Origin of the sequence: Listeria floridensis FSL S10-1187, from assembly GCF_000525875.1 — a bacterium.
Classification (GTDB): domain Bacteria; phylum Bacillota; class Bacilli; order Lactobacillales; family Listeriaceae; genus Listeria; species Listeria floridensis.
Map to the genome: position 1 here is coordinate 73,681 of NZ_AODF01000032.1, position 22,500 is coordinate 96,180.

At 39.3% G+C, this 22,500-nt stretch carries 21 protein-coding genes and 1 pseudogene; 4 read left to right on the forward strand and 18 right to left on the reverse strand.

The window, feature by feature from the left end:
- Nucleotides 1-132 precede the first annotated feature (132 nt).
- Nucleotides 133-777 (reverse strand): histidine phosphatase family protein, encoded by a 645-nt coding sequence (locus tag MFLO_RS11735; RefSeq protein WP_036098174.1) that lies wholly within the window; start codon nt 775-777, stop codon nt 133-135.
- A gap of 797 nt (nt 778-1,574) precedes the next feature.
- Between MFLO_RS11735 and MFLO_RS16055 the strand changes: the two genes are divergently transcribed.
- Nucleotides 1,575-1,808 carry a hypothetical protein gene (locus MFLO_RS16055; protein WP_206538338.1) on the forward strand — a complete coding sequence of 78 codons (234 nt, stop codon included), beginning with the start codon at nt 1,575-1,577 and terminating at the stop codon, nt 1,806-1,808.
- 502 nt (nt 1,809-2,310) lie between these two features.
- On the opposite strand, the gene MFLO_RS17260 is transcribed toward MFLO_RS16055, so the two are convergent.
- The 15 genes and pseudogenes from MFLO_RS17260 to MFLO_RS16550 all read right to left on the reverse strand — a co-directional run bounded on the left by MFLO_RS17260 (nt 2,311) and on the right by MFLO_RS16550 (nt 15,575).
- On the reverse strand, nt 2,311-2,502 hold the full coding sequence (locus MFLO_RS17260; protein ID WP_162148159.1) for an SEC-C metal-binding domain-containing protein: 192 nt from the start codon (nt 2,500-2,502) through the stop codon (nt 2,311-2,313).
- A 128-nt stretch (nt 2,503-2,630) separates the two neighbouring features.
- Nucleotides 2,631-2,906 carry a hypothetical protein gene (locus MFLO_RS14790; RefSeq protein WP_051993634.1) on the reverse strand — a complete coding sequence of 92 codons (276 nt, stop codon included), beginning with the start codon at nt 2,904-2,906 and terminating at the stop codon, nt 2,631-2,633.
- 46 nt (nt 2,907-2,952) lie between these two features.
- A complete protein-coding gene (locus tag MFLO_RS14795) occupies nt 2,953-3,711 on the reverse strand; it encodes a hypothetical protein (RefSeq protein WP_051993635.1) in 759 nt (252 codons plus the stop codon).
- A 207-nt stretch (nt 3,712-3,918) separates the two neighbouring features.
- The gene (guaA, locus tag MFLO_RS11750) at nt 3,919-5,475 is read right to left on the reverse strand and encodes a glutamine-hydrolyzing GMP synthase (RefSeq protein ID WP_149023039.1); all 1,557 of its coding nucleotides are present in this window, start codon (nt 5,473-5,475) and stop codon (nt 3,919-3,921) included.
- Between the two features lie 127 nt (nt 5,476-5,602).
- Nucleotides 5,603-6,000 (reverse strand): annotated as a pseudogene (locus MFLO_RS11755) (PTS sugar transporter subunit IIB).
- Nucleotides 6,001-6,309: a putative quinol monooxygenase gene (locus tag MFLO_RS11760; RefSeq protein WP_036098176.1), complete on the reverse strand. Its 309-nt coding sequence runs from the start codon at nt 6,307-6,309 to the stop codon at nt 6,001-6,003.
- 14 nt (nt 6,310-6,323) lie between these two features.
- A complete protein-coding gene (gene nadE, locus MFLO_RS11765; RefSeq protein ID WP_036098177.1) occupies nt 6,324-7,145 on the reverse strand; it encodes an ammonia-dependent NAD(+) synthetase in 822 nt (273 codons plus the stop codon).
- A gap of 74 nt (nt 7,146-7,219) precedes the next feature.
- Entirely contained in the window at nt 7,220-8,710 is a 1,491-nt protein-coding gene (locus MFLO_RS11770; protein WP_036098178.1) for a nicotinate phosphoribosyltransferase, read from the reverse strand.
- A 126-nt stretch (nt 8,711-8,836) separates the two neighbouring features.
- Nucleotides 8,837-9,220, reverse strand: a complete 384-nt coding sequence (tagD, locus tag MFLO_RS11775; protein ID WP_036098179.1) for a glycerol-3-phosphate cytidylyltransferase — start codon at nt 9,218-9,220, stop codon at nt 8,837-8,839.
- Between the two features lie 14 nt (nt 9,221-9,234).
- The gene (locus MFLO_RS11780) at nt 9,235-10,371 is read right to left on the reverse strand and encodes a CDP-glycerol glycerophosphotransferase family protein (RefSeq protein ID WP_036098180.1); all 1,137 of its coding nucleotides are present in this window, start codon (nt 10,369-10,371) and stop codon (nt 9,235-9,237) included.
- Nucleotides 10,372-10,439: 68 nt separating this feature from the next.
- Entirely contained in the window at nt 10,440-11,465 is a 1,026-nt protein-coding gene (locus tag MFLO_RS11785) for a ribitol-5-phosphate dehydrogenase (RefSeq protein WP_036098182.1), read from the reverse strand.
- The gene (locus MFLO_RS11790) at nt 11,458-12,171 is read right to left on the reverse strand and encodes an IspD/TarI family cytidylyltransferase (RefSeq protein ID WP_036098183.1); all 714 of its coding nucleotides are present in this window, start codon (nt 12,169-12,171) and stop codon (nt 11,458-11,460) included. The genes MFLO_RS11785 and MFLO_RS11790 overlap by 8 nt, the downstream gene beginning before the upstream one ends.
- A 113-nt stretch (nt 12,172-12,284) precedes the next feature.
- Nucleotides 12,285-13,280 (reverse strand): hypothetical protein, encoded by a 996-nt coding sequence (locus tag MFLO_RS14800; RefSeq protein ID WP_051993636.1) that lies wholly within the window; start codon nt 13,278-13,280, stop codon nt 12,285-12,287.
- On the reverse strand, nt 13,277-14,695 hold the full coding sequence (locus tag MFLO_RS16545) for a CDP-glycerol glycerophosphotransferase family protein (protein ID WP_241433646.1): 1,419 nt from the start codon (nt 14,693-14,695) through the stop codon (nt 13,277-13,279). Before MFLO_RS16545 ends, MFLO_RS14800 begins: the two co-directional genes overlap by 4 nt.
- The gene (locus MFLO_RS16550; RefSeq protein WP_036098184.1) at nt 14,676-15,575 is read right to left on the reverse strand and encodes a glycosyltransferase family 2 protein; all 900 of its coding nucleotides are present in this window, start codon (nt 15,573-15,575) and stop codon (nt 14,676-14,678) included. The genes MFLO_RS16545 and MFLO_RS16550 overlap by 20 nt, the downstream gene beginning before the upstream one ends.
- Before the next feature lie 371 nt (nt 15,576-15,946).
- On the opposite strand from MFLO_RS16550, the gene galU reads away from it, so the two are divergent.
- The gene (gene galU, locus MFLO_RS11810; RefSeq protein ID WP_051993637.1) at nt 15,947-16,900 is read left to right on the forward strand and encodes a UTP--glucose-1-phosphate uridylyltransferase GalU; all 954 of its coding nucleotides are present in this window, start codon (nt 15,947-15,949) and stop codon (nt 16,898-16,900) included.
- On the opposite strand, the gene MFLO_RS11815 is transcribed toward galU, so the two are convergent.
- Complete coding sequence (locus MFLO_RS11815; protein WP_036098185.1) at nt 16,894-17,895, reverse strand: glycosyltransferase family 2 protein; 1,002 nt, start codon at nt 17,893-17,895, stop codon at nt 16,894-16,896. The genes galU and MFLO_RS11815 overlap by 7 nt on opposite strands.
- Nucleotides 17,896-18,021: 126 nt before the next feature.
- Nucleotides 18,022-20,082 carry a GW domain-containing glycosaminoglycan-binding protein gene (locus MFLO_RS11820; RefSeq protein ID WP_036098186.1) on the reverse strand — a complete coding sequence of 687 codons (2,061 nt, stop codon included), beginning with the start codon at nt 20,080-20,082 and terminating at the stop codon, nt 18,022-18,024.
- A gap of 273 nt (nt 20,083-20,355) precedes the next feature.
- Here MFLO_RS11820 and MFLO_RS11825 point away from each other — a divergent pair, with 273 nt between their 5' ends.
- Together MFLO_RS11825 and MFLO_RS11830 are read left to right on the forward strand one after the other, a co-directional pair.
- Nucleotides 20,356-20,559 carry a restriction endonuclease subunit S domain-containing protein gene (locus MFLO_RS11825; RefSeq protein WP_036098187.1) on the forward strand — a complete coding sequence of 68 codons (204 nt, stop codon included), beginning with the start codon at nt 20,356-20,358 and terminating at the stop codon, nt 20,557-20,559.
- A complete protein-coding gene (locus tag MFLO_RS11830; RefSeq protein ID WP_149023040.1) occupies nt 20,541-22,388 on the forward strand; it encodes a DUF6270 domain-containing protein in 1,848 nt (615 codons plus the stop codon). Before MFLO_RS11825 ends, MFLO_RS11830 begins: the two co-directional genes overlap by 19 nt.
- The last annotated feature ends 112 nt before the right edge of the window (nt 22,389-22,500 follow it).

Consider the following 22,500-nt stretch of genomic DNA (forward strand, 5'->3'; position numbering starts at 1 on the left):
GAAATAATTATTTCTATCCACCACCAGAAACCAATACACCCAAAATCTTGCAAAGCAGTCTGTTTATAAATCAATCTTTCATTAATAAATATAACATTTGAGCTTTCAAAAACTTGTTAGTTTTAAACATATTCATGTAAGGATAGAAAAACTTTTACCATCCCATTTAATAGTAATAATATCGACATTTTTGATTTTAGGCTTTTTTCGCAACATTTCTTTTGAAAATGAATACAGCAATGTTTTAATAGCAAAAGCATGAGTAACAATCAGGACGTTTGGATTATTCAAGTGAATAAGATTATCACCTGTATCTTTGAGAAAACTTTCCAATCTATCCGAAATCATATGAAAAGGTTCAACCATACCTGTTGTGTCGGATTTATAAATAATTTCATGAACTTCCGGCAGACGGAAATTAAGTTCTGAAAAATCATTTTGTATCTGTAATTCATTCATCATACTGGAAATAAACTTATCATTATTTTCTGCTTCCCAGCAGCCCAAACACCACTCACGAAGCCTTTTATCAGTAATAACTTGCAGTTCATTTTGCCCCTGCGCAGTTAATATGGTTTTTCCAGTCTGTAAAGCTCTGGATGTATCACTGGAAAATGCAGCCGAAAATTGGACATTTTTCAGTCGCATTCCTAATTGTGAGGCTGCTTGGATTCCTCTTTCAGTTAATGGGGAATCTACCCAACCTTGTGCTTTATGTAAATAGTTAAGTAATGTTTCCCCATGTCGAGTAATATAGAAAGTAACTGTTGAATTCATGTTTTATCCTCCAAAATAATCCTATGTAACCGCTTCCCCTTATCGGAAATAGTCGAACCAAGAAATTACCAACATTGTACCAGAACCACCCGCCCAAAACAACGCTAAAGTAAAAGAGTAACGGCGGGATGAAGATATTACAAGGAGAATATACCCCTACCTTTTGTTCTTCGAAAGGAGTTTCCTTATTTTTTATGTAGGTCAAGACAAGGCTGAGATAAATAAAAAAAATGATTTACTACATGACATAATATGCATCGCAAACAATCTGAGTAATCGTGAAACCTATTTAATAATGGGAATATCCGATAATCCTGTTAAAATTATAGGAGTTGAAAAGTATCTAGGTAGGTGGAATCAGGAGAATTGTCTCGATTTTATAAACAGTAAGAAACGGGCAGGAGATTATATTCCAGCGTTGGCGTTAAGAACAATAACCAATGGAGTTGGTACAGAATTAGATATTTTAGTAGTGCATAAATCTTAAAGAAATATCAAGGTGTATACCCTAATCAAATTTATGTTCGAAAAAGGTGCGAAAAATACTTCAATCAATAAACAAGCTGAAATTCAGGATGTCGAAAAATTAGATTTGGCGTAATCCCTTATCTAAAGGAAGGAGTATTTAATTATATCAAGGATACTGACTCTTCGATAAAAATGAAAAATAGTTATGAAGGGATGTCATGGTTCTATGAAAAAATTTCTGAATATACAATTGAATTTTATGATGACCCTGAAAATGAAGATTTGAGTACACTACTTTTCGCATTGATGCATACTAATGTGAGAAGTTCATGGCATATTTTAAGGGTAAAGTATCATCAAACGATACTTTTAGAGTTTTAACACATTATATTGATGAAACTCGAAACATTGCAGTACATCCTAAAAGCACATTTCTTAAGCTATTTCCTAATTATCCAAAAAGTGAATATGTAAATTCATACTATTATTATTTTGAAGACTTACCAGAAATAAATTTAATGTGGTTATTAAAAGCATTGATTAATCATGGCAATGATGCTTGATCTGGACATTTTAAGCATAATTCTCACTTTTGAAATTCTACAACAGAAAGAATCCATTGAATAATTAATCCATAGTGATGCTGAAAAGCATCAAGAATTAGTCTTTGAAAGTAAAGAAAAATATTATGTTGGTTACAACAATAATCTTTCTGATGAAGACCAAGAATAGGCTCGAATCGATATGGCAACAACTTTGATAGTTAAGGCAGTCTTATATAAATATAAAATTGAACAATTCCATCAATAAATTGAAAATATGTGTTTGTGAAGTTATCTATATTTTAAAAAGTAGAATCACACAAAAATTCCCTGCCAAGTGATTGCTTGACAGGGAACTTTGGTAGGTAACCATATCATTTTTATGAAAACCAAGTATTTCATAAGTTGAAAAACGTTGATTTATCAGCATTCCCTATTCGTATTATGTTAGTTTATTCGATGATACTATTTTTATTAGCTGTATATTTGATAAAAAGTGATATATACAACATTTTATCAAATATTAGTTACCACAACATTTTTTATATTTAATTCCACTTCCACAAGGACAGGGCTCGTTTCTTCCTATTTTTTTATTTATTTTAGTACTTTTTTTCAGATTATTAATAGCAGGACTCTCATCTGTTACTAACGAGTTTGGATGAAAATATAGACCTTCAGTTAAAAAATTTATTTTTCTTAGATTATAAACCAATTCAAAAATATAAATAATTAATGAGAAATTTTCTAAACAAAGTAATCCAAAATCTATTAAGTATAATTTTTCTTCTCTTGTTTTTCCACCATAATTATCAGTAAATGTTATCTCTTGAGAGAAGTAATCTATACTATGATCGTAGTGCTGTATTGAATTACGAATTCTATTTTTTTAAAAAAAGTAGTATTTTTTGAGTATATTTCATTTTTATCTAAAAGTTCTAATCTTTTGATTTTAGATTTTATTTGAGAAATGTCATCATAGCTCTTACCATTTTTACAAATGTTATAGCTATTTCTTTCTTCAATATTATTAAGAGCAATAATAATGTCAATATTATTTAAAATAAATTCGTAGCTTTTAGCGTAAAAATCAGATAATTCTTCGAAATTCGCAGTCATTAAGCCAAACTCGTTTTTATCTAAATCTTGAAATCCATTTGAATTTCTAAGTACTACAATAGGAATTAATTGAGTATATATTACCGAAGTCTTCCATCAATTCAAGTACTTTTTTTTCAATGAAATCAAATCTCGGTTTAATTATTGGAAGGTATTCAATCATTTTTTCAAGTTTTTCGTTTAATCCAATCTTTTTACCTAATTCAGTATAAGAAACTAAAAGATTATCTTCTAAAGCATATGGTGTACCTGTTAATGTCATTAGAAGTTGATGCAGTAACATATATGCTTCTAACCGATTATTAACTTCTTTAAAAGATGTAATTTTAGGTAATCTGATTAATGCTTTATTTAATTTGGTTTGAAGTAATTCGTTTTTATCATTAAAGAATAGATTGAAATAAGTATGAATTTCATTAAAGTACTCTCTATGATAAATAATGAATTTCATAGCATCATATGTTGAATCTTGATTAGATATATTTCTCATAAATGGAGTCAAATCAGGAATATTCATATTTCGTTTATTCATTTTTTTAGTAGGGAATTCGGCTGATAATTCTACACTGTAGATATTATTAATAGTATCATCAGCATTAATTTCATGAGCATTATGAAGACGTAATATAGATTTACCTTCAAAAATATTCATACCATAGTCATTATCTAATAAAATAGTCCCTGTAATAGAGGTCTCGCAACTAGGGCAATGGATATTAAATGGAATATCGTAGTATCCCATTTGGATGCGAAAATTAATATTTTCATCGCAAAGGTCACAAGCTATAAATATATTGTGCATCATAATAAATCAAAACCTTCCTTCTCTAAAGAATAATAAAAAACTAGACTAATTTATAAAAAGTACCAAGTAGTCTATTAATTAACTACTTGGTACTTTTTTTAGTACTCGACTACTCATTTTAACTCAGTTCAACTCATGCTAACTCAGTTGTAATTAAGCCAATTTAGCGCATTTCATTACTTTATATTTTGTTTGTTTTTGTTCATTTTATTCCCACTCCACCGTCGCAGGTGGCTTACTCGTCACATCATACACAACGCGGTTCACGTGTTTCACTTCATTCACGATTCTAACAGAAATCTTCTCAAGCACATCCCATGGAATCCGCGCCCAATCAGCTGTCATCCCGTCGATACTTGTCACGGCACGCAATACAACTGTATGATCATACGTCCGACCGTCGCCCATCACCCCAACGCTACGAATGTTAGGCAGTGCTGTGAAATATTGCCAGATCTCGCGCTCAAGTCCTGCTGCTTTAATCTCTTCTCGTAAAATATAGTCCGAGTCGCGAACAATTTCCAATTTCTCCTCTGTCACTTCGCCTAGCACACGGATGCCAAGTCCAGGACCTGGGAACGGTTGGCGCCACACGATTGCTTCTGGCATGCCAAGTTCTGTGCCGAGCGCCCGCACTTCATCTTTAAAGAGCGTATTCAGCGGTTCAATCAATTTAAACTGCATATTTTCTGGAAGCCCGCCCACGTTATGATGCGATTTGATCGTTTGTGCAGTCGCCGTACCGCTTTCGATAATGTCTGTATAAAGTGTTCCTTGCGCAAGAAACTCAACACCATCAAGTTTGCTCGCCTCATCATCAAATACGTAGATAAATTCGTTTCCAATGATTTTCCGTTTTTGTTCCGGATCAGATACGCCTTTTAGTTTCGACATGAAGCGCTCTTTTGCATCCACTTTGATGATATTCATATTGAATTCGCCTTGGAGTGTTTCCATTACTTGATCCGCTTCGCCTTTACGCAATAGACCATGATCAACAAAGATACAAGTCAATTGATCACCAATTGCTTTGTGGATCAACACTCCGACAACAGAAGAATCTACTCCACCGGAAAGTGCCAGCAAGACTTTTTTATCGCCTACAGTATCTTGGATTTTTTTGATTTCTACATCGATAAAGTTTTCCATCGACCAGTCGCCTTTGCAGCCGCAAATGTTTAACGCAAAGTTTTTCAGAAGGTCATTGCCGTATTCAGAGTGGCGTACTTCTGGATGGAACTGAACGCCGTACATTTTGCGCTCTTCATCTGCAATCGCTGCAACTGGGCAGGACTTGCTTGTGCCAACTACTTCGAAGCCTTGTGGTGCTTCTACTACTAAGTCCCCGTGGCTCATCCAAACGGTTTGGTCAGTTGGGATACCAGCAAATAAATGGTTTGGAATTTCTAGATGAACATTGGCTTTACCGTATTCGCGATCTTTCGCCGGTTCTACTTTTCCACCGAAATGCAAGGTCATCAGCTGCATGCCGTAACAAATTCCTAAAATCGGAATTCCCATCTCAAATAAACCTTCGTCGCAGCGGAACGCGCCTTCATCATATACGCTGTTTGGACCACCTGAAAAGATAATTCCAGTTGGGTTCAAAGCTTTCATTTCTTCTACTGTGATCGTATGCGGGTGAAGCTCGCTGTATACGCCAAATTCACGAATGCGCCGTGTGATTAGCTGGTTGTACTGGCTTCCAAAATCTAGAACGATAATTTTTTCTTGCTCGGTAAATTCTTTCATCGTTTTGTCCAAAACCCCTTATCTATAAAATTAAGCCGACTAAAATCGGCTCGCTCATAAAATAGCAGAAAAGGACAATTGCTTGTCCTTTCCATTCTTCTTACATTTTAACGTCATCAAGGTAAAGTTGCAACCCTGTTCATGAATTTTTCTTCATTAATTCGAGACCTTGTGTTAAAATCTTGGCAGCTTCCATTCGGCCAAATGCCAGTGAATCCATTTTTTCAACGGGAACATCCAGCTCTGTTAGGATTTTTTCTGCTTCATTAAACAGATAAGCCGCTTGCGGCGCCACAAGTACTGCATCGACTTTGCCGGTATAGCCCTTGAACTTCCCGGTTGTCACTGCGCCAATTGGTCCCATAAAGACAACTAAATCTCGATCGCTGTTTTCCGCAAGGTAATTCTCGTTACGCGCAACCTCTTCTGGGAACTGCAAAACCGCGTCAAATCCTTGTGAATTGGCCTCTTTCACCATGTACTGCGCCATCAGCCTGAAGTGGCTCCGCCGGCACAAACAATCATCAGCGTCTGCATTTATAGACCTTTTCCGCCTAAAAGATCAAGCTCTTTATTGCGCTCTACACTTTTAATAAGTGGCATTGCCCGTTCAATAACTTCCTTCACATCCGGGTTATCAAGCGACGCCCGGTGACGTCCTTCATCCGTCCACATTTCGAGTACATAAACCGTGTCCTCATCTTGTTCCGACGTGCCAACAATATATTCGAGGCAAGAAGGGAAATCTTCTAAGACTTCTGCTCCCGCAAGTAAAATTTTCGCTAGCTCATTTTGCTGCCCTTCATGCGCATGAAACGTCGTAATTAATCCATATCCTACTTTCATCTTCCTTCTCCTCCTTATTTCCAAAAATCATCAAAAATAGTGATTGCCATGTGGCGTTTGTGCTGCGACTTCAAATACCAGCTTTCAATCTTCGCTGCGGCTTCATCCGAAACTGGTTTTCCTTCCAAATAATCATCAATTTCATCATACGTTACACCGAGTGCAACTTCATCCGGAAGCGCCGGTTTATCATCTTCTAAATCTGCTGTCGGCTTCTTAAGATAAAGATGTTCTGGGCATCCAAGCTCTTTAAGAAGCGCCTTCCCTTGCCGTTTATTCAATCTAAAAATCGGATTGATGTCGGTTCCGCCATCACCATATTTTGTATAAAAACCCGTCACAGCTTCTGCCGAATGATCCGTTCCAACCACAACACCGCTATTCATCGCCGCGATCGAATACTGGGCTTTCATCCGCTCGCGTGCTTTTTCGTTTCCTTTAGCAAAATCGGATAGTTGGACTCCAGCCGCTTTGAGTGTAGCTGCACTGGCATCAACCGCCGCTTTGATATTAATTGTAACGATCTGATCTGGACTTATAAACTGAAGCGCATCCTGACGATCCGATTCATCAAGCTGATCCCCATAGGGCAAACTAACGGCAATAAACTGGTAGTCCTTCCCCGTTTCCTTCCGCAGTTCAGTAATAGCCATCTGAGCGAGTTTCCCAGTTAACGTTGAATCCTGTCCGCCGGAAATCCCAAGTACCAAGCTTTTCAAAAAACGATTTTTCTTCAAGTATTCCTTTAGTAGCTCAATGCTATTTCTAATTTCTTGCTTCGGATCAATTTCAGGTTTTACTTTCATTTCAGCAAGTATTTGTTCTCTCACATCCATCCGCAAATCCTCCTATCAAAATAGCGGCTTGCTCTTCCGAGTTCACATCCGAAAAACAAGCCGCTGTCATTTTTTTATAATGGAAAATCTAGATCAACTGGAGAGTGCAGTTGCACACTCTTTCTGACCATTTCGATGTTACGCATTTTGTTTTTCCAGCATTTGACGCTTAAGTCCACTGGATATTGCTCTGGACGAACTGTACGTTTATATTCATCCCAAAGTAGCGCCAAGTTTTGTTCTTTATAGGCTTTAATGTCTTCAAGCGACGGCAGTTCATAAACGAGCTCGCCAGCTTCAAAAATTGGAATCAAAAGTTCCTTCGCCGTAAAGTTTGTCACTGTTTTTGTGATATACGTATGCACCGGATGGAACATTGTTAGTTCATCTACTGCTTCCATGGATTCATCCGCCATTGCAATATAATCGCCTTCAGCCTTCAAGCCTTCATCGCTTGTAATAATTCGGTACACGCGTTTATTACCCGGTGTCGAGACCTTCTCGGTATTACTTGAAAGTTTGATTGAATCATGAAGTACGCCATTCTCATCTGCAATTGATGCCATTTTGTATACAGCTCCGAGTGCCGGCTGATCGTAAGCCGTAATCAACTTCGTACCAACGCCCCACGAATCAATTTTTGCTTTTTGCGCTTTAAGCGACATAATCGTATGCTCATCAAGATCACTAGATGCAAAAATTTTCGCATCCGGAAAACCTGCTTCATCAAGCATTTGACGCGCTTTTTTCGAAAGGAAAGCCATGTCGCCGCTATCAAGTCGGATACCGATAAAGCTGATCGCATCGCCCATTTCTTGTGCCACTTTAATGGCATTTGGCACACCGGATTTGAGTGTATCATACGTGTCGACTAGGAAAATGGCATTTTTATGTGTCTTCGCATAGCTCTTAAACGCTTGATACTCATCGCGATAGGCTTGCACCATTGCATGCGCCATCGTGCCGGAAACCGGAATCCCGAAGATTTTACCAGCACGGACATTGCTTGTTGAATCACAGCCGCCAATATAAGCCGCACGTGTTCCCCAAATTGCTGCATCCATTTCCTGCGCCCGTCGCGTTCCAAATTCTGCAAGTGCTTCATCGTCAATTACCGACCGAATTCGAGCTGCTTTTGTTGCAATCAGCGTTTGGAAGTTCACAATATTTAATAACGCCGTCTCGATTAGTTGAGCTTCTGCGAGACTTGCTTCAACTTGTAGGATGGGTTCTGTTTTAAAAACAAATTCACCTTCGCGTACTGAGCGGATTGTACCTTTAAACTTAAAGTTTCTCAAGTATTCCAAAAACGGTCCGTCAAAGCCGAGCTCTTCTTGCAAATAAGCGATATCGGTTTCTGAGAAATGGAGATTTTGCATATAATCCACGATGCGCTCAAGTCCAGCAAAAACGACATAGCCCGAATTAAATGGCATATTACGGAAGAAAACTTCAAAAATACTCTTGCGCTCATGAATCCCATCATCAAAATATGATTTCATCATGTTCAACTGATACAAATCAGTATGTAAAGTTAAACTGTCATCTCGATATAAGTTTGTCATAAGTCTGTTTGCTCCAATCCTTGTTTTAGCCTGCAAATTAGGCTGTTCAATGACCACTAATTTTATCATAGCATAATTTTTACATCTGAGAAACTTTAATCTAGCTTGAAACCAAGCAGATACCGCTCAGCTCAAGTCATCTTTAATTTGTGTTGTTGATATACCATCCGTACGCGGCAAGTAAACCACTTCACAGTAAGGCTTGAGGAAATCGAATTCGCCAAGCCAGTCGTCGCCCATCACAAACACATCAATTTGGTTGTTTTTTACATCATCAATCTTTTGATCCCAGTTTTCTTCGGGAATGACTTCATCAACGTAGCGAATCGCTTCAAGGATCAGCTTGCGGTGCTGGTAACTGTGGTACGCTTCTTTGTGCTTAATTCGGTTGAATGCATCGGTCGATAAACCGACTACGAGGTAATCCCCCATTTCTTTTGCCCGCCGAAGTAGCTCAATATGACCCCAGTGCAGCAAGTCGAATGTCCCGTAAGTCAAGACTTTTTTCATCTCGCCACTCACTTTCAAAGTTTTTTTTGAATAAAGTTCACCAGATTTTCGGCCGAAGAACCGGTTGAATATTTATTCCACGTTTTGCTGAACGCTGCGATTTCTGCAAGGTCAGCTTCTTCCATTAGAATACCACGCGCGAGCGCTTCTGTCGTCTGATAGGCTTTTCCTGGAATAATCTCGCTAAACCCGGTCACAAGCCCGCGTTCGGTGTCATAACTTTCCATGTCGGGTGTGAAAAAATAAATGGATCGCTTCAAAAGTGAAAATTCAAACGGCGAGGAAGAATAATCGGTGATAAGAATATCTGCCCCAGCTAAGGCTTCACGCATTGATTTTTGCTTTGGAAATATGTGTACAAAATCATCTTCTTTTACGTCTGCATTTGCTGCGACTGACGGGTGAAGTTTAAGCAGAAGAACATACTCATTCGCAAGCTGTTCTTTCATCTGCTTAAGGTCAAGCAAGATACGCGCTTGGTCAAGTTCCCCGTCGCGAAATGTCGGCGCATAGAGGATGGTCTTCTTTTGATATTCGGCTTGATAGCTTTGTTTGATACGCGCAATCTGATCTGTATCATAAAAATAATCGGTACTTGGTACGCCTGTTTTCAGCAAGCGGTTATCGCTAGCCAAGAAGGACCTTTTGAAAATTTCACCCATTTCATCTGAACCAATTACAATCTGACTGAATCGTTCGTAAACGGCCTTGAAGCGTTTTTGCTCGTTGGCGGCGCGGTTTGAAACACTTTTGTCTTCCCAAGCAAACTTCTTAAGCGCGCCGTTTGCATGCCAAATTTGGATGCAGTCTGTTTTACCGCTGAATTTCATGATCGCAAGTTCTGGGAAATAGTTATCTACGATGACAACTTTAGCGGTACTCATGTGGTAGATTCGTTTCACAATCGTCTTGATGCTCATCGGAATAGCACGGACAAAATTTTGCGCGAGCTTCGTTTCATCAATTCGCGGATCGTAAAATAAAATGGTTTCTGGATTGACGCGCAGCTCTGCCATTTTCTTTAGGATCGCTTCTGGATTGTCTTGGAAGGTTGCGAGCATCACGACTTTAGTTTGAACTTTCAAAGGACGGAACAAAGCCGCCACAACACGCAGCAAGGTTAAATAAAGCGAGGCTACTAGTCGTTTCATTTTGAGATTCACTCCTCATTATGTAGCAAAAGGTGCCGCGCGGGCGCGGCACCTCCGTTCATTTCAAATTAGATATTCCATGACATAACGGTCTTGCCCCAAGGACTGCGAAGATCTGCTTCAAATGCTTCGATCACATCTTGGATACTTCTCACATCATGTATTTCACCAACAAGGTTGGCAAGGTATTCAACTGCACGGCGATTTTCAGATAGGAATTTGACGGTTTCTTCAAAATCCACACGACCACTGCGGCTGCTGCCATACATGGTAATGCCTTTTTCAAGTACCATCCGTGTATTCACTTCAATCGGATATTCGGAAACACCGAGAAGCGATATGGTTCCTTCTGGTTTAATCAAATCAATAATTTGATCCACCGCATATTGGCTTCCTCGCCCGCCTGCACATTCAAATGCTTGATCAATTTCAAGTCCTTCTGGGATACTGTCAATATTGTAAGCCGCATCTACGAAAGAGAAGAAGTCGAGTTTATACGGCGTTTTACCAAAGATATAAACTTTTGCATCTGGATATTTGTTCTTCAAAAGTAAGCTCATGATAAAGCCGAGATTACCGTCGCCCCAAACACCGAATGACGAACGATTTTGATCCGCACGAGAATCGAATCGAAGCAGCGCGTGAACGGCTACAGAAATCAGTTCTGAAAAGGCAGCAACGCTCATATCAAGATCATCAGGCAAAACAACAAGGCGGTCGCGACGCATGAAGACATTATCCTGCATTAAGCCGTCAAATCCGCTTGAACGAAACTTGCTTGAACGCAAGTAGTTTTCAGCGATGACAGGATCTTTTTCAAATGGTGTATTCGGAATCATCACGACTTTTGTGCCGATCGGAAACTGTTTTTTGGCATCGTAAACCACTTCGCCGACGCCTTCATGAATCAAAGCCATTGGCAATTTTTTCGCAAGGATTTCTTTACCGCGAGAACCAGTGTAATAGCGCTGATCTGCTGCACAAATTGACAAATAAGTCGGGCGAACAACCACGACATCCTCTGTCAGTGTTTCATCCACATTGGCCACTTCAAATTGACGCTCGGAAACGAGACGATATACTTGATTAATCATGGCTGATCCGCTCCTGTATAATCGCATTTGCTACTTGCAAATCGTAAGGCGTTGTAATCTTAATATTGAAGATCTCGCCTTTTACGAGGCTGACTTTTTCGCCAGCTAGCAAGCAGATTTTACATGCATCTGTTAAAATTTCTTTTTGTTCGCTTGAAAGAGCATTGTAATGCCCATAAATCATCTTCATGTTAAAGCTTTGCGGTGTCTGTCCTTGGTACATCACATCGCGGACAGGAATATCTGTAATAAATTCATGGTTCGTCGATTCAACAATCGTATCGGTTGCTGTAATCACGGTGTCTACTGTGCCATATTTTAATGCGGCATCAATATTTTCTTCAATGATGCGATGCGTCAAAAATGGTCGAACAGCATCGTGTGTAATGACGATATCATCATCATTTAACCCGAAGTTTTGTTCGACGTAGCGAATGCCGTTCATGATGGTTTCATTGCGGTCGCTTCCGCCTTCGATTACAACCACGCGATCATCGTGAATATGTTTTTTCAAGACGTCTTCTGTGTGATTAATCCATTCTTTCGGCGAAGCTACCAAAATTTTATCAAATCGTGCATTTAAAATAAATTTTTCAACCGTGTGAACGATTACTGGTTTGCCATTAAGCGGCAAGTACTGCTTCGGCATGCTAACGTTACCCATTCGAGTCCCTTTGCCTCCAGCAAGAATTTCAGCATAGATCATTTGTTTTAGTCTCCTTTATCTCTAAAGATTGAAAGCTAATATACATGTATTGTAACACAAGAAAGAGAAAAGAAGCTAAGAATCTTCTTTTCCCTTATAAAATCTGTGATATCTTACTTTTCAGCAAAGTATAAATCGTAACATTTTTGAAGCGGTTTTTCGGATTCTGCGCGAACAGCCTTATAAAGCGCATTAGTCGCTTGGCGGTAGTACCTCAAATAATACTGCCGCGAGTTAAAGTGCATTTGGCTGAACAAAAAGCTTGAAAACTCCATGTAGGCCTTCATAAATGCCTGATCATCCTTCACTGTTCCATAATATTCGATTGGAATTTGAACGAAATAATAGCCAAGTGAGACTAACTCCGACACAATCACCTTTTCAAATTTATGCAGCTCGCTTAAAAGCCGAGTGAGAATCTGGCGAGCGTTTTCGGTTCTGCCTTGCTCGACTTCGGCTTGAAAAGCAGGTCCAATCCGTGTGTTGATCAAGTAATTCAATAAGTTGATATCAAATTCCCGATTCAAAAGCGGAATGGAGCTATAAGTGCTTTGTACTCGGTGCCAGCGTTCATACAGCGCAAAAATTGCATCTAAATCCAGTGTTTCAAAGCTTTCTGCTTTCGGCAGCACTTCTACCTCGAGAATCCGTTCCTTCATAATCGAATCAGTTGTTTGGAAGATGTCAAACATCATTTGTTCAAACGTCACTGGTTGTTCTAAACTGTGTATTTTATCAAGTACCATACTGCGGCGTAACATGATCTGGCTGTAATTTTCAGCAAGAACTAGAAACGGATCACGTTCTAAATATGTCGTAATGCTGATTTTGATATCATCAATAAACTGGAATTCTCCTTCGGTAAGAAATGGTTCCTTGTTTTCCTGCTTTCTTAGAAACCTAGTGTAAACTGGGTTGGCAAGGAAATAAAAGATGTCTTCGCTCGTAAATTCAGCTGGATATTTTTCATAAAACAGCTTCATTTGGTTTTGCGTAGTTTTGCTTTCGACGGTTTGGAAAACGATAAACTCGGCTTCGGTTTGAGCGAGCAGTTCTTCTATTTGATCGGTCGTCATTGTTTCGGCTTGAGCTACTGGAATGAACTTCATTTTCTCCCCCCCTTGTCCACATAAGTTTCAATAAAGCGTTCGGTCGAGTGACCATCAATCGCATCCATGAATTTCTCACGGAACTGCGCCAGTTTCTCATAATCGTACTGTTCTGCTTTGATCGCATCAATCAGCGTATCGGTTGTTTTGTAAATCAAACCGGGAATCATTTCTTCATAATTGAAATAAAAACCGCGTTCATCAAAGTAGTTTTCAACGTCATAGGAAAAGAAAAACATCGGACGGTTCATAATGCTATATTCAAATATAACGGATGAGTAATCGGTGATTAAGATGTCGCTTAGGAACATTAGATCGTTCACATCGCTCCCAGAGCCCATTCGTAAAATAAACGGATCGTCTTCTTCAATATCCATCGAAATATTTTTGATCATCGGATGGAATTTCAAGATCAAGACATACTCGTCTCCTAGTTCTTGTTTCATTTTTTTCAAGTCGAGTACAACGCTGTAGTTTTTTCGTTCATCTGGGCCACCGCGGAATGTCGGCGCATAAAGGATGGCTTTTTTATGCCGCAAAACCGGGTATCTTTTACGGTAAACTTCAATGATATAGTTCTTATAGTCTTGATCAAAAAACTTATCAGTACGTGGTACACCAATTGGCTTAATTTGTTCCGGTGTCTTCGCAAACGCTTCGGCATACTGCGGGATAATCGCTTTTGAACTCACAAGCACATCGGAATACGGCGAGTGAGCGCGCGACTCGAATTCTTCTGTATTGGAATCGCCCGACTCAAGCGCGCTGAAACCAAATTTTTTGAAAGCGCCAGTTGCATGCCACGACTGGATGACGTGAGCTCTTCTGCTGAATTTCAAGCCGTAAATTTTGTTGTAGTAGTCGTCCAGCACAATGGTTTTTGCGCGCGCTAAGACGTAATAAAGCTGTAGGACTTCAATCCAGCTACGTTGTTTGCGTAAGAAGACATAGATGCGCTCTTCGCGGTCATGTTGGAACATATAATCGTAAATCGACAGCAAGTTCCCTTCCAGAACAGTGCTACGCTCCGTTGCGAGGACAAGAAAATCTTTTTTCGGTAGCCAAGATGCCACTTTGAACAAAATTTTCCGAGCAAAACCGTTCACAAGCCGAGGTGTTTTCAGCTTCGTACGCCAAATAAAGATGCGCGAAAGTTTCTTTGCGTTTTTCCAATTATCTTCTTCAATAATGGCGAGCGAAGCGCGGCTATAAATCGGGTAAGATTTTGAAAAGGCCGCCTTTGCTTCTTTTGTTTGGCGCTCGTAAAGGTGGGTAATCAGCTCCCGGTAAGCTACACGTGCCGATTTTTGAATGAAGTTAGCCCGGTCGATCACACTGTAGAGTAAGTAATAACGGAACGAAGGAATCACGTTTAGGAAATAATCGGGTTTTGATTTAAACCAATTTAAAATCATCGTAAAGCCGTTTTTTTTGAATCTCGCTATCTTTACTTTCAACGATTGCTTTAAGTGAAGCCCAAAATTCGATATCTGAAACCCGTTTGTAATACTCAAGCGCTACTTCTTCCGGTGTGTTGCTTCGTGCAATTTCTTTTTCGCCAAAGTCAAAGACATCAAAAACCGACTGCAAAATCCGCATTGGGTCCTTGCCAACAGATTGGGTTAGCGATTGTTCTTCTCCGTCACGTAAACGGTAATAATAAACAACTTTTTCAACGGTGAAAATCTTCGAGGCGTTCAAAAGTGTATGAAGAACGAACGGCTGATCTTCCCCGTAACGAATGCTTTCAGGGAAAAACTGATCTTTTACTAGTTCGTGATGGTAAAGCTTGGCACAAGGGCCAATTGAATAAAATAGTTCCGGATTTTCGATAATTGTTTTTTCACCTGGCTTTGCGATGTTATAGCGCAAGTGAGATGGGATAAACCATTCGCGTTCAGAGTTAAAACGCTTGGTTGCCCCAGTTACAAGTTCAGCTTGATGCGAAACGGCCGCATTATACATCAGTGAAAGGGCAAAATCTGGAATTAAGTCATCACTATCAACGAACAAAATGTATTCCCCTTTGGCAAGACGTAATCCATGATTCCGTGCAGCTGCCGGGCCGGCATTCGGCTGTTCAATCAATTGAAATTTATCTTTTCCTTGAATAAAAGAGCGGACAATTTGAACGGTATCATCCGATGAACCGTCATCAATAAGTAAAACTTCATAATTTGAAAAATCTTGTTCGTCTATACTTTTCAGCGTTTCACCAACAATTTCAGCTACATTATAAAGCGGGACGATAATACTGATTCCTATCTCTCTTTTTTCTTCTAAAGAATTAGTCATGTCTATAAATTCTCCTCACTACATATCCATATCATTTCAATTTTAGCGATAATGCTATGCCCTGTCAATGAAGTTCATGACAGAACAGCCGGATTTGCTTGTCTCGGCATGGATAGTTTTTTTGCGGATTTATGAAAAATCCTTAAATTTGTCACAATTTAGCGGTTTGAATAAGCCGGTATATCGGATGCTGCTCCCTAGCTGGAAATGGCTTTACTAGGCGGATTTACCACTATTTTCTTTTATTTACCAAGGCTTAGAAAGAAGAATAAATTTGCTGGGCAGATTTATCATGTTCGCTTGCCTCTCCTACTTCCTTCCCGTATAATTGAGGTTAGTACACTATAGCATTTTATCGGAGGTCTAAGTTTATGAAAGTCAAAAAGGCAGTAATTCCTGCAGCGGGGCTTGGAACACGTTTTCTCCCTGCAACTAAAGCAATGCCGAAAGAAATTTTACCCATTGTAGATAAACCAACTATTCAATTTATTGTTGAGGAAGCGATGGCATCTGGCATTGAAGATATTCTGATTGTAACGGGAAAAGGCAAACGTGCGATTGAAGATCACTTTGATTCGGTTCCTGAACTTGAAGCTAACTTAATCGCCAAAAACAAAATGGAACTTTTACATCTGGTAGAAGAAACCACCAATATTAACTTACATTTCATTCGTCAATCGAAACCTAAAGGGCTTGGTGACGCTATTTTGCAAGCAAAAGGTTTTGTTGGAAATGAACCGTTTGTTGTCATGCTCGGCGATGACATCGTTCGCTCGAAAGTCCCTTGCGCTAAACAACTGATTGATCAATATGAACGAACTCATAGTTCAGTAATTGGCGTTCAAACTGTGCCACATAAGGAAACTTACCGATACGGCATTATCAACCCAGCAGACAAATTGAGCGATCGCCTCTATAACGTAAAAGGTTTCGTTGAAAAGCCAGATCCAAATGACGCGCCTTCTGATCTTGCAATTCTTGGCCGTTACTTATTGACACCACAAATTTTTGATTACCTATCGACTCAGGAACCAGGTGCTGGTGGCGAAATTCAACTGACGGATGCGATTAATCGTCTTAATGAAATCCAGCGCGTTTTCGCTTATGATTTTGAAGGCACACGCTATGATGTCGGCGATAAATACGGTTTCATTGAAACAACGATGAAATTTGCTTTAGAACATCCTGAAATTAAAGACGATGTCCGTCTTTTAATTGATGAGCTTTATCAAGAAATTCATGCTAGCGATAAAAAAAACCAAAAAAATAAATATAAAAAAAAGCGTTTCGCAAAACTTGATTTGCGAAACGCTTTTTCTTATTGAATGGAACTGATTTTAGTTTCACGTACCTCTTCTTTAGCCACTTTTTCAGCATATAGATTTTCTTCGATCGTATAGCGCGGTCGACCTTTTACTTCTTTGAAAATCTTTCCTATGTATTCACCGAGAACACCAATTGCAAGAAGCTGAATGCCGCCAACAATCCATACTGAAATCATCAGTGATGTCCAGCCAGCCGTAACTTGTCCCATGATTTTTTGAACAAGTGCATAAATTCCTATACCAATTCCTACAGCGAACATCACAAAACCAAGAGCAAGGAGCATTCGTATAGGAGCAATACTAAAAGAAGTAATTCCATCAACAGCAAAAGAGATCATCTTTTTAAGTGGATATTTCGATTCTCCTGCGAAGCGTTCGTTACGGTCATAGTACACTTTTGTCGATTTAAATCCAAGTAATGGAATGATACCACGAATAAACATGTTTTCTTCTTTATAATTCAAGAATTCTTTTAGTGCACGTTTGCTAAGCAAGCGATAATCTGCATGGTTAGGGACTAACTTAACACCAATTCTTTCCATAAAGCGGTAAAAAGCTAAGGCTGTATTACGTTTAAAGAAAGTATCTGTATCCCGTTTTCCTCGAACTCCGTAAACCACATCATAGCCTTCACGAAACTTTTCAAGAAAATCAGCAATCACACGGACATCATCCTGCAAATCGGCATCAATTGAGACAATGCAATCTGATTTCTCGTAAGCCGCATTTAATCCAGCTAACAAAGCCCCTTGATGACCAAAATTACGGCTTAATTTCACACCTGTTACCCACCGATTATCTGCTGTCTTTTCGCTAATTAACGACCACGTTGCATCTTTACTACCATCATCAACATATAAAATTTTACTGTCATCAGAAATCAAATCTCTCTCTAGCATGCTTTCCATCATCTGCGTCAGCTGTTTCGTAGTCTCGTCCAAAACTTCTTCCTCGTTATAACAAGGGACAACAATTGTCAAAAAAGGCTTTTTCATTTAAACAGCACTCCTCAATCATAAACAATATTACTAGCATATCCTATTTACTAAATTGAATCAATAAATTTCTATTAAAAAAAACCATTTTCTTCGTTTTACACACAAAGAAAATGGTTTATCTAACTATTTTATGTTTGCGAAAGCTCTTTTATCCAACCAGCCGATTTCTTTCCCAGAAATACTAAACAAGTAATAAGTTGCCCGCGAAGTTTTTGCCTCTCGCGTGATTACGGCTTGCTTGTTTAAGTATGGTGCTGCTTGACTCACAAACTTCGTTCCAATCGTTTTATATGGTAACGACCAAACAGCATTACCAGTTACGTTCTTCACTGTCCCGGTTAAATGCACAGCTTTATTCGTTTCTAGGTTATCATAGACATCAAATGCCCGTGTATCTAACCATCCTGTTGTCTTGCCATTCACGCTGAATTGATAGTAGGTACTACGATCCGTCACCGCTTTTCTTAAAAGCTGGACTTGCTTATTGTGATACGGCGCTGCTTGACCGACAAGTGTTGTTCCAACTATTTCATACGGTGCGCTCCAGATTGCATGTCCGGCTGTTGTGGTAATAATTGCCGGGTAGCTATATACAACATTGCTTGACAGCTGATTATAAAACTTGAACGCGCGCTTATCTAGCCAACCAATGATTTTACCATCAATTTGTACTTGGTAATACGTTCCGCGTTTCGTTTTTGCTTCGCGAATCAACTTCACATCACGGTTCGCATAGGTTGAAGCACTTGTTACCCATTTTGATCCACTTGAATAGTAAGGTGCTGACCAAAAGGCATTACTAGTTGGTTTAGTGATTTTCGCATCCAAGTTTACCGCTTTATTATACTCGACTGTGTCATACATTTTGAAAGCTTTTTCATCAAGCCACCCCACAGTTTTGCCGCTTACAGCAAATCGGTAATAGCTGCCATGCTGTGTTTTACGTTTGTAATCCAGCTTGACATCTTTATTCGCGTAGCTTGATGCTGCATTAACTCGTGTGATCCCTTGAAGTTTATACGCATTGCTCCAAACCGCATGTCCATCTGTTTCTGCCACTTGAGCATCCACACTGACTTTTTGTTCATTCACAACCGAATCATATTCATACACTGTAAAAGCGCGTTTATCTAGCCAGCCGATTACTTTCTCATTAATACTAAACTGGTAGTAAATGCCGCGCGCTGTTTTTGCTTCACGTTCAATTTTCACTTCTTGTTTTTGATAATTGGCTGCCGCTCCAACTTGGGTACGCCCATAAACATTATATGGTTTTGTCCAAACTGTATGGCCTGCAGTTGTCGTAATCGCTGCGCGTGCGACAAAGCCTTTGTTATATTCCTCAGTATCGTAAAGTGTCAAGGCTTTTTGGTCAATCCATCCGACAACTTTGCCGTTTTGCTTGAACTGATAATACGTTCCACGTTTTGTCGTAGCCTTCCGAACAAGCTGAATATCTTGGTTTGTATAATTGCTTGCTGGTCCGACAAGTTTTGTCCCTTTTACTTTATAAGGTAGCGACCAAACAGCATTTCCCGAGACTGTGGTCACTTTTGCATAACCGGATACAGCTGATTCAGATGAAACTGAGTCGTAAAGTTCATCATATTGCTGCAAGTTATAGGTTTCAACAATATTGATCAGTTTTGAAGCGTAGCCTGGGTCAGTCGCATAGCCTGCATTTTGTAATTCCTGTGCAGCTACTTTATAATTTGGTGCATCAAGAACCTTTTTATAATGATCTTTATCCCAAGAAACACCATTCACAAATAGCAAACTGTGATCATGAACAGATTCCTGCCAGTTAGCATATTTACGGAACTCTGCATTGATCGTAATCCATTTTCCGTTGACATATTCAAGCGTCGGCATAGTGACGTAGTTGCCATTATACCGGCCTTTCATTCCGAATAGATTGTTTCCTTTTTTGGTGAGTTCAGATTTACCCCAGCCGGATTCCAAAATACCTTGCGCAAGTGTGATACTTGATAATACACCATAGCGCTCCTGACTAGCTTGCGCAAGTGGTGCAAGCGTGTTAATAAAAACTTGATTTGCACTCAGCGCTTGTGTCTCCGCATAAACTCTTTCTCCTAGTATTGGTGATGCAGAAGAGACGACTGTGAAACTGCTGGTTAGAAGAAGTCCAGTCACCGCAATATTCAGCGTCTTTCTTTTTCTCATTGTATTCAACCACTCCCTAAATTGTGTTATATATCAATTGTAACAAATCGCACAGATTGTAAGTGTTACAATTCAGTAACATTACAAAAATGAAACTTTTTGCGTGGTAACTGTGATAAAACACCTAAAAAGAATTTTTCATATCTGGACAAAAGGGCTAGGTAACTTCTAATACATCCGCAAATCGTTCGGCATAATCCCTCTATCTATGCTACAATAAAGCAGAATAGAGCTTTAAAAAGCTGATCATTACAGAGAGCAAGGAGAATATGTATGAAAATTTTAGCAAAGAAAATAACGGTGGATACTGCTAAAAATGAGTGGATGATTGCAATTCCAAAAGAAACCGTTTTTGATGAATTTTTTTATTTTTTTATAAAGAAAATGACGATGATATTATATATCCAGCAGTCAAATATCCCCTTACCTTCCAAGAAGAAGCAGACTTTTATCAAGTTGTGGTGCCGCAAGATTTAATTGCCGGATCATCGCTTAGCGAGACCAACACAAACTGGCGCTTTGGCGGACGAAGCAAACAAGAAACTTTTTCTATTCACACAGACGGTCCGCTACAATACAAAACGTTGAACCTTCAAAGCGACCTTTACCAGTATCGTTTTGAATTCCCAGAAGGCATTTTGACTCTTGTGGCTGAGCCTAAAGAGTTTACCGCCTCACTTATTGATTTTTCACTTGACGAAGAGACGATCCAAATCTCACTAGAAGTAAATGCAGATTTCGACTTGAGTTCACATGAAAGCGAACTGATTCTTGCACGACGTTCCAACCCGCAACTTTACTTATATTTTGAACAGGAACAAATTTTCCAAGTTCCAGCTCGAGCTGATGAAAGTCGAACAATTTCGTTCAGTTTGCCGTTAGCGGATTTAAAAACCCTTTTCCTCGTTGATAATTCCAATACGCTTGACGCGTTTTTCCGCTTTAAAAATCAAACGAGCCTCTCGAAAAAAGTGTTTATTGAAATCAGCGACGCTGCAAAGCAAACGGCAAGCAAAAAAATCTTTATCAAGAGCAAGCCTTTCACTTCGCTTGAATCTTATGTGACCGGATCTAATCGGCTTTCCTTTTATTTCCGAAAAGAACTTGCAAAAGAAGCTCAACTGACCCAACTAAAAGAAGAAAAAGACCTGTTCCATCTTAGTTTTTTCTTTAAAGAAGCGCTTGCTAATCCGCGACTCATTTTAAAACGGCGCGATAAAAAATTCTCAACATCAGAATATACACTGGAAACTGAATTTGCCATAAAAAAAGGATTGCGTAGTTACAGTGCAGAAATCTTCAAAAGCGAGTTTTATCCACTTCATACTTTTCAACCAAGTGAAATCTGGGATGCTTTTGTCCGTTCAGACGGTCGACCAGACTTTCCAGTATTTGTTCCAAACCAGGTTGATGTTATGTCGGATTACAAAGCTATCTCCGGCGGCAAATATCAGCTTCGCACTCAAAAAACCATGCTAAGCAACCTTAGCTTCCATATTGTGGCTTCTCCTAGTTCTAAGCAAACATCTGCAAAAAAATTAGCCATTTTCGGTTCTGTCAGTGATGCAGCTTTTGATACAGGCGTTTATTTCAATCCAAACGCTCCTGCATTTTTTGATATTGTTTTTGTTCAAAAAAATACATCGCTGATTTCTGTGATGTCGGAAAAATATCAAGCAAGCTCAGCTCTATCAGCATCACGTGCTGCAGAAACTTCCGAGCAAGACTGGGAACATGTTCGTCACGATATCGAGAAAGATTTCTTTGCCAGGTTACGTGAGGCGAAGCCAGATTATCTACTTTTAGATTTGTTTGCTGATGTTTGTCGCCCAGTTCTGTGGCTGAATGATAAATCTGCACTCAGCTACTCAAAAGCTGTAGAAGAAAGTGGATTAGCTGACCAGTTGTCATTTGATCGGCTTGTGTCGCATCAAAACAACGATGCTTACTATAAAGAGTGGCGCCGAGCTGCTCGATCATTTCTAGCCAAATTAGTGGAAATCGTGCCAGAAGAACGCATTATTTTGAATCGCGGTGGAACAACACTCACCTATTTGGATGCTGGACGAAAAGTTGCAAACTATCGTAATAAAATGGGCATTCAGCATGAACAATATTTTTGGGATCGCCTGAACAATTTTGTACTATCTATCTTGCCAAATGCGCGCGTCATCGATTTCTCCAGCAAAAAATATATGGGCGATATTTTCTATCCACAAGGTCATTCCTATACGACATTTGAACGCAATTACTATAAAGACTTCTTAAAGGAAATGATTTATCTCGTTGATGCAAATAATGATTAAACAAAAAAAACCGCGCGTTTGCGCGGTTTTTTTTTAAAAGAGAAAAAGCTGCTAGATTCGAAAAGCGAATCTAGCAGCTTTTGACTTTAAAATAATCCTAAAAATGATTTGC